16 protein-coding genes and 1 other annotated feature are annotated in these 12,283 nt (G+C 39.2%); of the genes, 7 read left to right on the top strand and 9 right to left on the bottom strand.

Annotated features, from left to right (window positions below):
* From BFU02S_RS17520 to BFU02S_RS11380, 4 genes are all read right to left on the bottom strand, one after another.
* Positions 1-147: TraR/DksA family transcriptional regulator (locus tag BFU02S_RS17520; protein WP_174520339.1), on the bottom strand; the 147-nt coding region annotated here is incomplete at its 3' end.
* 34 nt (positions 148-181) lie between these two features.
* Entirely contained in the window at positions 182-955 is a 774-nt protein-coding gene (sigB, locus tag BFU02S_RS11390; protein WP_066370620.1) for an RNA polymerase sigma factor SigB, read from the bottom strand.
* Entirely contained in the window at positions 909-1,403 is a 495-nt protein-coding gene (gene rsbW / locus BFU02S_RS11385) for an anti-sigma B factor RsbW (protein WP_066370619.1), read from the bottom strand. The genes sigB and rsbW overlap by 47 nt, the downstream gene beginning before the upstream one ends.
* Positions 1,404-1,417: 14 nt before the next feature.
* Positions 1,418-1,732, bottom strand: a complete 315-nt coding sequence (locus BFU02S_RS11380; protein WP_066370616.1) for an anti-sigma factor antagonist — start codon at positions 1,730-1,732, stop codon at positions 1,418-1,420.
* Between the two features lie 153 nt (positions 1,733-1,885).
* On the opposite strand from BFU02S_RS11380, the gene BFU02S_RS17020 reads away from it, so the two are divergent.
* Positions 1,886-2,053 carry a hypothetical protein gene (locus tag BFU02S_RS17020; protein ID WP_169797596.1) on the top strand — a complete coding sequence of 56 codons (168 nt, stop codon included), beginning with the start codon at positions 1,886-1,888 and terminating at the stop codon, positions 2,051-2,053.
* A 166-nt stretch (positions 2,054-2,219) separates the two neighbouring features.
* Positions 2,220-2,684 (top strand): Dps family protein, encoded by a 465-nt coding sequence (locus BFU02S_RS11375; protein ID WP_066370614.1) that lies wholly within the window; start codon positions 2,220-2,222, stop codon positions 2,682-2,684.
* A 551-nt stretch (positions 2,685-3,235) separates the two neighbouring features.
* Here BFU02S_RS11375 and BFU02S_RS11370 read toward each other — a convergent pair.
* Positions 3,236-3,430, bottom strand: coding sequence for a hypothetical protein (locus BFU02S_RS11370; protein ID WP_157075912.1), 195 nt, complete (start codon positions 3,428-3,430; stop codon positions 3,236-3,238).
* Between the two features lie 355 nt (positions 3,431-3,785).
* Here BFU02S_RS11370 and BFU02S_RS11365 point away from each other — a divergent pair, with 355 nt between their 5' ends.
* The 3 genes from BFU02S_RS11365 (at position 3,786) to BFU02S_RS11355 (ending at position 5,929) form a co-directional block, all read left to right on the top strand.
* Positions 3,786-4,055 (top strand): YbyB family protein, encoded by a 270-nt coding sequence (locus tag BFU02S_RS11365; RefSeq protein ID WP_066370608.1) that lies wholly within the window; start codon positions 3,786-3,788, stop codon positions 4,053-4,055.
* 47 nt (positions 4,056-4,102) lie between these two features.
* Complete coding sequence (locus tag BFU02S_RS11360; protein WP_066370607.1) at positions 4,103-4,273, top strand: CsbD family protein; 171 nt, start codon at positions 4,103-4,105, stop codon at positions 4,271-4,273.
* 114 nt (positions 4,274-4,387) lie between these two features.
* Positions 4,388-5,929 carry an FAD-dependent oxidoreductase gene (locus tag BFU02S_RS11355; protein WP_066370599.1) on the top strand — a complete coding sequence of 514 codons (1,542 nt, stop codon included), beginning with the start codon at positions 4,388-4,390 and terminating at the stop codon, positions 5,927-5,929.
* 251 nt (positions 5,930-6,180) lie between these two features.
* On the opposite strand, the gene ypzF is transcribed toward BFU02S_RS11355, so the two are convergent.
* Positions 6,181-6,315: a protein YpzF gene (gene ypzF / locus BFU02S_RS17515; RefSeq protein WP_268872903.1), complete on the bottom strand. Its 135-nt coding sequence runs from the start codon at positions 6,313-6,315 to the stop codon at positions 6,181-6,183.
* Positions 6,316-6,550: 235 nt separating this feature from the next.
* Here ypzF and BFU02S_RS11350 point away from each other — a divergent pair, with 235 nt between their 5' ends.
* On the top strand, positions 6,551-7,732 hold the full coding sequence (locus tag BFU02S_RS11350) for a C40 family peptidase (protein WP_066370594.1): 1,182 nt from the start codon (positions 6,551-6,553) through the stop codon (positions 7,730-7,732).
* Between the two features lie 68 nt (positions 7,733-7,800).
* Here the strand turns inward: BFU02S_RS11350 and BFU02S_RS11345 are convergent, their stop codons facing one another.
* The 3 genes from BFU02S_RS11345 to BFU02S_RS11335 form a co-directional block, all read right to left on the bottom strand.
* Positions 7,801-8,937 carry a DEAD/DEAH box helicase gene (locus BFU02S_RS11345; RefSeq protein WP_066370591.1) on the bottom strand — a complete coding sequence of 379 codons (1,137 nt, stop codon included), beginning with the start codon at positions 8,935-8,937 and terminating at the stop codon, positions 7,801-7,803.
* Between the two features lie 76 nt (positions 8,938-9,013).
* Complete coding sequence (locus BFU02S_RS11340; RefSeq protein ID WP_066370588.1) at positions 9,014-9,301, bottom strand: DUF5658 family protein; 288 nt, start codon at positions 9,299-9,301, stop codon at positions 9,014-9,016.
* Between the two features lie 100 nt (positions 9,302-9,401).
* On the bottom strand, positions 9,402-10,001 hold the full coding sequence (locus BFU02S_RS11335) for a TetR/AcrR family transcriptional regulator (protein ID WP_066370586.1): 600 nt from the start codon (positions 9,999-10,001) through the stop codon (positions 9,402-9,404).
* Between the two features lie 410 nt (positions 10,002-10,411).
* Positions 10,412-10,658, top strand: a binding site (T-box leader).
* A gap of 49 nt (positions 10,659-10,707) precedes the next feature.
* Between BFU02S_RS11335 and brnQ the strand changes: the two genes are divergently transcribed.
* Complete coding sequence (brnQ, locus tag BFU02S_RS11330) at positions 10,708-12,036, top strand: branched-chain amino acid transport system II carrier protein (RefSeq protein WP_066370583.1); 1,329 nt, start codon at positions 10,708-10,710, stop codon at positions 12,034-12,036.
* Positions 12,037-12,283 lie beyond the last annotated feature (247 nt).

Below are 12,283 nucleotides of genomic sequence, written 5' to 3'. Positions count from 1 at the left end.
CTCAAACTTTTTCTGTGCTTCTTGTGTGCGTTTGGTATAAGGAAAGATTTCGAGCCTTCCATGAGGAATATCTTCTCCCGTATCCACACATTTTCCATATGTACCTCTGAAGACTATATCAAAAAGGTTATAAAAGGATGGAAACACAAAAAAAGGTAGAGTATAGGTATACCTACCTCAACTAAACATGACTTGATAGTTCTTGCCGCAGTTTTTCAATCGCCCTTTTTTGCAGGCGGGAAACATGCATTTGCGAGATTCCCAATTGATCGCCTGTTTCCCTTTGACTTTTGTTCTCTATAAATAAACAGTGGATAATTTCTCTTTCCCTTTTAGTTAAAACATGAAGAGCATCCCGGATCAATAGCTTCTGGTCAACCTTTTCATAGCCTTTATCGGGATTTCCGATAATTTCTAGTAGTGTCCTCGAGTTTTCGTCATAGCTCGAATCAGTCGACTGATCGACTGAGGCCGCTTGATAACTTTTCCCTATTTCCATCGCCTCTAATACTTCTTCCTCAGAGATATTGAGAAACTGTGCAATTTCTTTAATTTTCGGTGAACGCTGGTTTAGATTGGTCAACTCGTCCACCGCTGCTTTTACTTTTGGCCAAAGCTCCTTGATCCGGCGAGGCACATGAACACTCCATGTTTTATCTCGAAGGAACCGCTTCATTTCACCAATAACAGTAGGGATTAGAAAAGATTCAAAGGACTTGCCGTAAGCAGGGTCATACCTTTTAAGTGATACTAATAACCCAATCATCCCAACCTGCATAAGATCTTCGTGAAAATTCTTCCCCTTTGAATATTTTCGTGCAAGACTTGCGATAAGGGGTGTATATTGATCTGCCAACTCTACTAGAGCAGCTTCACTTTCATTTTCCCGAAATTCCATAATGAGAGCATTAATTTCTTCCCTCGTTCTCTTCAAGTTCTGAGACGATTGTGGCATGAGTTTCACGCTCCCCACTTAAATACTTAACCATGAAGACCGTCACGCCGTTTTGATTTATGACTTGAACTTCATCCATAAGCGTTTCAATCAAATAAAGACCCAACCCTCCTTCTACTATTTGATCCAAAGTGGTTGATGCATTATAGCTACCAAGTTCCTGTTTCTTCTCGGCAAAGTTAAAGCTTCTTCCATAATCAGTGACCATCATTTCTAATTTATCTTGATAGACTCCGAAGCCGATCACCATCTCTCCTTCTTCGTCATCCTGGTAAGCATGCCGTACCACATTCGTACATGCTTCACTGATCGCAATTTTCATATCCTCTATTTCTTCGTATGTATATCCCATACGGCTCGTGATCCCCGATAATGTCAATCGAATCACGCCGACATATTCTGGTTTAGCGGGAATCTTCATTTCAATATAATCCATCAGTTGCTTCATGCCGCACCACCTTTTTATTGTGCTGAAATATGAATAATATTGTTAATACCTGTGATTTGGAAAAGACGTACCAACCGGTCAGATAAGTTAATTAGCTTAAGCTCGCCGTCATTTTGCTTTAACTGTTTAAACAGACCAATAAAAACACCAAGTCCGGTACTATCCATATAAGAAACATCCTTTAGGCAGACAGTCAGCGAAATGTTTTTCCCTTCCGCAAGCGGCAGCAGCTCCTCTTTTAGCTTCGGTGCCGTATAAGCATCGATTTCTCCAGCTATTTGTACCAAAGTTTCCCCATTTTTCTGTTGTTTATCTATTTTTATATTCATTTCTTCATCACCTCTGAGATTATTTTTTTATTATTTACCCATTCCCACGGAAGTTGAAACTTTGTTAAAAAATTTTTTAAAAAGTTTCAACCTCTAAAAAAAGGGTACATAAAAAGCAAGTAATGATATTAGGGTGAAGGGAGAATGTAATGTATGAATAAAGATGCAAAGCAAACCCTGACCACACAGGAGAAAAAAGCTAACAATGGTTCTATGGCACAGAATTTAGATGAAATCAAAAAGCTTGGCAAAGAAATGGAACAAGCAAAAACCGGCAGTGAACTTCAGAAGAAAAATCTGACCCAAGATCCACAGCAATAATGGTCCTTTAATGGGCCGTTGTTTTTTACTTTAGTCTATCATAAAAATAATCAATCTGACTTCTACGAAAGCTGAGAATAGGAAATTCGGCCTGTTTATTTTTTTATTGTTTTATTTGGATTTTAGAAGGGTATAAACAACTATCACATAATTGGAGGGATTCTTAATGGCAATAACCGAAACAAAATATCAACAAAATCTCGTTACAGAAACTCTTAACAGACAGGTGGCCAATTTCTCTGTTCTTTATATGAAGCTGCATAATTATCATTGGTATGTAAAAGGAGAACACTTCTTTACACTTCATCTTAAATTTGAAGAATTGTATAAGGAAGCAGGATTACATTTGGACACGATTGCGGAACGAATGCTGGCGATCCAAGCTACCCCGCCGGCAACTCTGAAAGAGCATTTAAAGCTTGCCACGATTAAGGAAGCCACAGGAAATGAAAATGCAGAAGATATGGTCAGGACATTGGTTGAAGATTTTGCAACCATCTGCAATGAACTAACGCATGGCATTAATATAGCGGAGAAATCCGATGACCAGCCGACCGCTGATATGTTTATTGCCATTCGAACATCTCTAGAAAAGCATAAATGGATGTTAAATGCTTTCCTATCAAAATAACTTACAAAAATGCACACGTTCAATCGTGTGCATTTTTTCTATGAAATCATTAGAAAGCTCAAGCGCCTTGGTCAGCCCCGACAGACAAATGTTCTTCATCACTAAAAGTCTAGTTTTTGGACTTTTAGTGAGAAATCGATTTTTATAAATTCTTATATCATAAAAAAGAAAATTACTATAGTCCAAAAAATTTTAAAAGGTTTATAGTGTAGCGTGACACGGATCCTCCAGTCTTCACCTTAATGATTCTAGGTGTCCCGTCGATCGATTCGATATCACAAAAGGTGCTAAAATCAATAATCGACTATGTAGAATCCAGTCACCGCTAGACGGTTTTTTCTTCATTTTTCACAATCAACTAAAGGGAAAATTTTCTTAATACTCTTGATTGGCAATCGCAGCACGCTTTTTGATTCGGGTGCCAATACACTTGGTAAAAACTTATAAATTCTTATATCATGATAAAACAGCGGAAAACTTATATAGTTCCGCTGTTTTATCAACCGATTATGTTTTCATTTTACACCCTTTTCTGGCGGTTCGCTTCCAGATTAGCCTGCAGTCGGATCACGCGATTGTTCGGGTTCTTCTCTTTCAAAAGGAGCTTCCTGTTCTTCTTTTTGAGGATTCTGTGCTTGAAATTCTGGTCCATTAATACTAGAATATGTTTTCAACTCACGTACATTATTATCAGCTTGTCCCTCTTGAAGAGCGATTCCTTGCCTTACCTTTATATTTTCGGCCAAATTCATTCCTCCTCTTAATTTTTTTAAATCATGTCTTTCCATGCTTTCTTATGGCAGCAGCGTATATTACACCACCCACTTTCTTTAAAATCTAGTATCTTTGACCAGGCTGATAATATTTTCAACCTTGGTTTTGTAATACCACCTTATACTAGGACTTAAACATTTTTGTTTAAAAAGAGAACGATTCTTTTTCCTTTTCATAGAATTCCACTTTTAATTAATGATTTTTTCCTCATCATCCTCATTTTTCTTTCAAATCATACATGAAAGAAGTTTCATATCTTTAAAAAAGGGTATTCAAAAAGTAAATTGAATAAATGCCAATGGAAATAAATTTGCAGGAGGGATCATGATGAAACGAAGTATAGGATTGACATCATTAATGATTGCAGGAATTGGTGCTTCCGCTGCAGTTTGGCTTTCCAACAAACCAAATCGCGTAAAGGCAGAAAATTTTCTTAGGGATTGGAAAGAAAAGATTTATCCGAATATTTTTAAGAAAAGCGAGAAGCTGCCGATCCATAAAGGTGGGCACCCACATCCCCACGATGAGGAAGATAACAACATGGTAAGTGAAGGCGCTCAATATTCCGTGAAATTCTATAATGAGAAAATGCAATAATGATGGAGTTTTAGAGGTTTTAAATCAAAAAAATGAGGTGGAAATCCATGAATGAACACAAACTAAAAGGAAGCATCGATAAGTTGAAAGGTGAAGTCAAAGAGCGATGGGGGAAACTGACCGATCATCAATCAATGGAAACGGAAGGAAAAGTTGAAAAAGCAAAAGGCAAAGTGAAAAACATCTACGGCGAGATTAAAGAGGAATTAAAGCGCTAGACAAAACGCAGGTATAGAATCAATGCGATTCTATACCTTTTTTTGTGTTGCCTTCACATGATTTTTTCAGTTTAGGAAAAATTAAACATAAATATGTAAACTGGAGGATCTATTATGAACACACCAGAGAAAATACCTCAATTTCCGAAAAGTTACTGGCGAGAAATTGAACTTCCCTCATTTGAAAAATTAAATGAAGATTTATCAGTAGATGTAGTTATTGTTGGTGCCGGAATAACTGGAATTACTGCTGCCTATCTGCTTTCAAAAGAAGGAGTCAAAGTGGCCATTCTGGAAGCAGGTAAGGTTTTAAATGGAACAACCGGACATACAACAGCGAAATTAACAGCCCAGCATAACATTCTCTATGATGAACTCATCAACCATTTTGGGGAAGAAAAAGCGAAACTCTATTATGAGTCCCACATGAATGCGATCAAATTTGTAGAAAATACAATAAAAGAACAAAACATTGATTGTGATTTCAGTCATCAAGATGCTTATGTATATGCATCAACAGATCCATATGTTGACAAACTCCAGACCGAATGGGAAGCCTATCAAAAGTTAGGAATAAAGGGTGCTTTAAAAGATATCATCCCATTCCAAAAGATTCACGCAAAAGCCGCCATCGTCATGCGAAACCAGGCACAATATCATCCGTTGAAATTTTTAAAAGCATTACTGAAGGAAGCCGTAAAGGCAGGCTGCACTGTTTTTGAAAATACAACCGCAAACACCATCAAAAATGATGCTGTTCATCCTGTAGTCGTGACGAAATCTGGTCATCAGGTGACAGCCAAAAATGTGATAATTGCTTCACATTTTCCATTTTATGATATACCAGGGCTTTATTTTGCAAGAATGTATCCAGAAAGGTCCTATGCGATCGGGATCAAAACAGACAAGGAATATCCGGGCGGCATGTATATCAGCGCCGACGGGCCGGTCCGCTCCATCCGTTATACACCGGTAAATGGTGAAAAGCTGTTGATTATTGGCGGGGAAAATCATAAAACAGGACAAGGGAGCAATACAATCAAGCATTATGAAGCACTGCAAGACTTTGCCGAAGAAGTCTTTGGCATTAAAGACTATGCATACCGCTGGTCAGCCCAGGATCTGGTAACACTGGACAAGCTTCCGTTCATCGGTCCGATTACACATGACTACGAGCATATTTTTGTCGCAACCGGTTTTAAGAAATGGGGCATGACAACAGGGATCGCCGCCGGCCATTTATTAGCTGATTATGTGCTAAGAAGAGATAATCCTTATAAAGAACTATATTCTCCGTCCCGTTTCCATGCCGATCCGGACTTGAAGAAGTTTATTACTACCAATGCAGACGTGGCCAAACATTTAATTAAGGGAAAGCTTGAATATGTTCCGAAAGATCCAGAAGATTTGCAAAATGGTGAAGGTGCTGTTGTCACTTATAATGGAAAAAGAGCCGGCGCCTATAAAGATAAGGATGGAAAACTGTACATTGTCGATACCACCTGTAAGCATCTTGGCTGCGAATGCGAATGGAATGCCGCGGAAAAAACATGGGACTGCCCATGTCACGGTTCACGTTATTCGTATTCCGGTGAAGTTATGGAAGGCCCAACCAAAAAAGGGCTGGATTTGCTAAAGGAAGAGAAGAGTATATAAAAAAGTGTGCTTTCGTTAATTATTTTGAAAAAAAGATCCGAGAAAAAATTCGACTGAATATGCACCGTTCGGACTACATTGATCTGGAGCGGGACTTTCATGTCCAAAGTTATACCCCGTTCAGGCTGGTAGATGCCCCTGCAGTCTGCATTAAATGAAAGTATATATCCATGTGTAAGTAAAAAGAATAAGTTTACTGAAAAACTCTAAAAATAAACGCCTCCTTGCAAAAGGCTGGGAGGCGTAAATCATTATTTACTATTCGGTCGGTTTCGTTTTAAGTCTTGACCAGTTGAAAACTCGACAAGATCAGAGCTGTTTTTCATTCCTTTTTTACGATTATTGTTACGCTGTGCATTGGCATTTCCAAGTTTCTTTCTTCCCACACCTGTCAACTCCTTTTTGAGAAAGTTATTGATAGTATGAGTGAAAACCCTTCAGCTTATTCTTCTTGAATATCCCCAACTTTTTGCATCATATCATTTTATTTTTCGACTCTTCTTTTAACGATTCTACATAATATTACAAATTCATTACATTCACGACACCCCCATTGTTTTTAGCTAAGTTGGAATATAAACTATATATTAGTAGACTGAGGTAACAAAGGGAGATTCTGTGATGAAAAAGAAACTATTAAAATATTCAATTTCGGCTGCCATTTTGGCTGCAATGCTGCAAACTACCCCAACTTTCGCAAGCCCAATAGATACAAAAGTAACACAAGAGCAAATTGACGCAACCCAGAATCAAATCGATGATTTCGAAACAAAGATTCAGAAGTTGGACAACCAAATCAGCGTGTCCATCATTAAAAGCCAAAAACTAAATGATCATATTAAAGAACAGCAGAAAAAGATTGACGCAACGAAGGCAGAAATTGAAAAAGCGAAAAGCTCGTTAGAAGCCCATAAAAAAGTTTATGCTGAACGGTTAAAAAGCATTCAATCAGAAGGACAGCAACCTGTTGTCACCTACGCAGAACTATTATTGTCATCCAATAATATATCCGAATTTTTAACACGCTTTACTGCTATCTCGGAATTTATCCAAAGTGACACAGATTTACTCAACGGTTTAAATGAAAAAGCACAAGCATTAAAAAATGCCCAAGACCGATTACATAACGAATTGGATAATTTAAAAAAGAGCCAAGCGGAATTAGCTGCAGAACAAAAACAAATTCAAGAGAATAAACAAGAAGTCGAAAAAGAATTGGCAAATGCAAAGAATAATCTACAGCTGCAAAAGGACATGCTCGCACAGCAACAAGCTGAAGAAAAGGCACAGCAAGAGGCACTAGAAGCACAAAAACGAGCACAACAGCTAGCTGAGCAGCAGGCTCAACAAGCACAGCAAGCACAACAACAAGCTCAACAAACACAGCAACAGGCCACCCAACAAATTACAGCAAGCAGACCTGCATTTTCAGTTCCTTCGGCTAATGCATCCGGTTTAGCAGATAAGGTAATTGCGACAGCTGAGCAATATCTTGGTGTTCCTTACGTTTGGGGCGGATCTTCGCCAAGCGGATTCGATTGTTCGGGATTAATGCAATATGTATTCCACTCTGTTGGAGTCGTTCTTCCAAGGACAGCGGCAGAGCAACAAAATGTAGGAACCAGGATTTCACCAAGCGCTGTTCAGCCTGGAGATTTAGTATTTATGGGAACGCCCGCTTACCATGTAGGTATGTACATTGGAAACGGAAAATGGATTCAAGCCCCTGAAACAGGTGATGTTGTAAAAATTTCTAATTACAACCCATCTCATTTTTCCAGCGCTGCAAGAGTGCTGCAATAAGTTAGTAAAGTCAACGCTCAGAGGCCTAATGCTCTCTGAGCGTTTCTCCTTACTTTGAAGAATTCCGATTATTTTCGTATTCTTTGTTTTTCATCAACGATCTTCCCCATGTAAAATACCCTTTTATGCAGCGAGATATTCAGTTCCCGGCAATATTTTTTTAATTCCCGCTCTTCCCGCTCTGTTACAAGAGAAATGACAATACCATCCGCTCCCATCCTTCCTGTTCTGCCAGAGCGGTGAATATATTGCTGCAGGTCTTTTGGTAAATCGATATGAACAACATGAGTAATTCCATGAATATCAAGTCCTCGTGCTGCTACATCTGTGGCAATCAGCATTTTTATATTGCCATCGCGAAATGCTTTTAATATTGCCTGCCTATCTATTTTTGGCATTTCGCTATGCAAAATGCCAACAGAAAGCTCTTTAAATTTTAGTTTTTCTTTCAATACCTGTAGTTCGCCAATATCATTCATAAACGCAAGTGTCTTACTTTGCTCTAAGCGTGCAATTTTTTCGAGCAGTTTAATTTTATCTCTGCGTTCACTTAAAAAATAAATATGCTCAACAGTTCCTTTTGTAGCCACTTCATCTTTTCTGATACGAATTATTTGCGCATCCTTCGTCATTTCTTTTGCGAGCTGTTCAGTCTGTTCTTTAAATGTGGCGGAAAATAGGACCACCTGGCACGTACGCATCGTTGATTTCACAATTTGCTTTACCGCATTCAAATGTTCAGACAGCAAGAGCTGATCCCCTTCATCTAAAACAAGCAGCTTCACTTCATGCATTTTCACTTTTTTTTGCTTTATCAATTCAAGCAGTCGGCCTGGTGTGGCGAAGATGACATGAGGACGTTTCTTTAACTTTTCAAGCTGCCGTTTCAAGTTCGCTCCGCCAATTATGGATGTCCCCCTGATGCCGCTATGCTCAGACCATTTTTGGTATTCTTGAAAAATTTGCATCACAAGTTCCTGGGACGATGCCAGCACAACTGCCTGTAATGCAGGTAAATTAGGGTCGATTTGATCGAGAAGCGGGAGCAAATATGCTAGCGTCTTTCCCGTACCAGTAGGTGATTCAGCAATTACATCCTTCCCTTCAAGAATAGCCGGTATGGCTGCCTCCTGAATAGCAGTTGCTGATTGAAAACCTGACTTTTCCCACATTTCCTGTAAAAAAGGCTTTAATGTATTAATCATGTCTTACTCCTTTACCCAAAGTCATATCAGATTGATACTAACTGAATAACTGGAAAGTGTCCAGTTTCCCGGGAACTTAAACGAATAAAATAATCCAAGCTAAATGGATCACAAGCACTGATGAATAAAGGATACAGGCTGAAACTAGGAGAAGCCGGCTCTTCCCTTTTAACGGGTATATATAGCATATGCCCATTAAGATTAGAGGAAGAAGAATTTTTACCGTATAGAAATATATCCAGTTTTCCTGAATTAAAAACTTTGAAACAGGATTGCCTTCCCCAATAAAGCCAGAAGCAATTCCTAAATGTGTAAAGACAGCATCCAACATACTGGCAATAAGCAAAAATATACTTAGTTTCATCGGTTTCTCCTTTAACGTTAAAATACCATTTATGACTATTATAGGAATTTTACATTAAAAAAAGCCCATGCGAATGGGCTTTTTAAAAGAACGGCATCCGTTACTGAGCTAATTGAACGAATGCTGCGATGACGACTCGATTGAGAATCCGTGCCAGGTCTTCAAACTGGTGAAGTCCCCGTTCTTTATCATAGTTAAGAACAATTACTTCATTAATAGCACCAATCATCGCCTGAGATACAATGTGCATCTCTGCCTCTGATCCATTGTTTGGTAAGAGGTCCCGAACAGTTTGAAACATCAGCTGAGCAAAATTGCGGTGTGCTTCATTCCGTACCCTTTCGATCTCCTGAGAGACGCCGACTGACTCCACCAGAAGTAGGTTTGCCACTTTACTATCAGTGAAACAAATTTCCATATAGCGGCGGATTCCAACATAGGCTTTGTAAACATTCCGCTCCTCATTGTCAATTTCTCGTTTTACCTCTGCAATAATTTCTTTGAATATAACAGCAAAAAGGTTCGCCAATAAATCTTCTTTGCTCGAAAAATGCTGATAGAAAGTTGTTTTTGAAATTCTAGCCATCTCGACAATATCTAAAACGGAGGTATGTTTATACCCCTTTTCAGTAAACAATACAAGTCCGGAATATTGGATCTTGTCTTTTGCTTCTTTTGGCATTTCTGTTACAAATAACATGATTCATCATTCCAATCTTCCTAAGAAAAGCGTAGCGCCTTGGTCAGCCTGCCTGCTTCTCCGAATAATTCTCCTTGTAGGCATGCGCGCAGGAGCACATAAAAAGGGGCTAGGCGCCCCTCCTAAAAGCTATCGCGTTTAGGCGTACGATGCTGATGCTGTCGAAGCATTTCTTGTGGAGCTGGACAATTCTCAAATTCAAAATTTCTTTACTTTATCGAATAACCAGTACGAATTAGTATTAATTTTAAAAGATATTTAGAAATTTAACAAGACAGCTTTAAAATTTGAATTTCAAATATTATTGTCATATCAGCAATCATAACGCTTTCCTATAGTTTCTCCTAAAAATTTAAGGTTGCAAAACTATCAAAATATAATATAATGGCTATATAAATTTTTTAGAAAAGTCAAAATCAATGACGAGAAGAGTAGCTTGTTATTCTTGGACTTAAGAGAGCTGGCGGTTGGTGAAAGCCGGTGTCTGGATACAAGTGAAAATCATCTTTGAGATGCAAGGCTGAAAAGTTCAGTAAGTCTTCGCCGGAATGCCTGCCGTTAACATGGGACACGTATGATGGTACGTTGATCGAGAGCCGCAATTTACTTTTCATTTTGCGGAAGTAGGGTGGTAACGCGAGCTAGCTCGTCCCTATCTAGAGGGACGGGCTTTTTGTTTTTTAGTAAAAAAGGGGGAAGAAAAGAAATGAAAATGAAAGACACAGTTTTTGTAGGGTTAATGTTATTTTCCATGTTTTTTGGAGCTGGTAACTTAATTTTCCCACCCTTTTTAGGGATGAATGCCGGGACAAACTTTTGGCCGGCGATTACCGGATTTATTGTAACAGCGGTCGGGCTGCCGCTCTCCGTATTAATTGCCACATCACTCGTAAAGGATGGTGCTAATACTTTAGGCAACAGAGTACATCCATGGTTTGGTCTTATTTTCACTGTTATTGTTTATTTATCGATCGGACCATTTTTCGGGATTCCGAGAAACGCCAACGTTGCATTTGAAATGGGGCTTAAACCGTTTATCAACCGCTCGTCGCCGTTTCTATTACTCGGATTTACGGCCGCATTTTTCCTGCTAGTTTATTTATTAAGCCTGAACCCAACGAAAGTCGTTGATTACATGGGACGCTTGATTACACCCACCCTTTTACTTTCGATCGTAGTACTCTGCGTTACCGGATTTGTTACATTACATCATCCATTAACGGCTCCAACAGCAAACTATCAGTCCGCTTCGTTATTTAAAGGGTTCATCGACGGTTACTCTACAATGGATGCCCTTGCAGCGTTGGCATTTGGGATTGTCATCTTAAATACTTTAAAGCAAAAAGGAGTAAAGGAAAAGAAACAATTAACCGTATATACGGTTAAAACAGGGGTTGTCGCCGGCATTGCTCTCGCTTTGGTATATCTTGCGATCGGTTTCTTAGGTGCCAAAATGGGACCTTATGGCTCCTTTGATAATGGTACTGCCCTTTTATCCACTGCAGCAACGCTCGTTTTAGGGTTCGGAGGGAAAGTACTGCTTGGATTCATCTTTACGCTTGCCTGCTTTACTACCTGTGTCGGACTGACCATTGCCTGCGGGGAATATTTTTCAAAGATTGCCCCCAAATTAAGCTATCGTCTCGTCGTTACGCTTGTAACTTTAGCAAGCTTCCTCATTGCTAATTTAGGCTTGAATCAAATCATTGCGATTTCCGTTCCATTCTTAGTAATGGCTTATCCGTTAACGATTGTACTTGTGACACTTGCCTTTTTCCATCGTTTCTTTGGCGGTTCACAAAAAGTATATGCCGGGGCGCTTGCTTTAACCGGAATCGTCAGCCTTCACGATGGGCTCGCCATGTTCGGCCTCAAATGGAGCATGTTAGAATCACTGGTCAGCTATTTGCCACTAGCATCCGTCAGCCTTGGATGGATCGTTCCGGCTGTTGTTGGCGGAGTGATTGGATTCGCCCTTGAAAAATCCATTCCTTCGTCCAGTGGCGGAAATGAACAGTTAGAGAAAGCTTCATAAAAATACTTAGAAATATATTTCTAAAGTTATGAAGGACATAATTGGACTGCACTTCATCAAAATTGTTTTTTATAAGCAATATGAAGGGCAAAACTTGGCTGGGGGCACACTCAATTTGTTCTTCATCCAGGTTATGAAGAACAATACTCGACCAGATCCTACCTATATTGTCCTTCACCCAGCCTATGAAGGACAAATCTCGCACAAGGTCTAGCCTTTTTTGCCCTTCATCCAGCTTATGAAGGAC

It is taken from the genome of Neobacillus fumarioli NBRC 102428 (assembly GCF_001591485.1).
Taxonomy (GTDB): domain Bacteria; phylum Bacillota; class Bacilli; order Bacillales; family Cytobacillaceae; genus Neobacillus; species Neobacillus fumarioli.
This window is presented reverse-complemented; position numbering and strand designations above follow the sequence as displayed.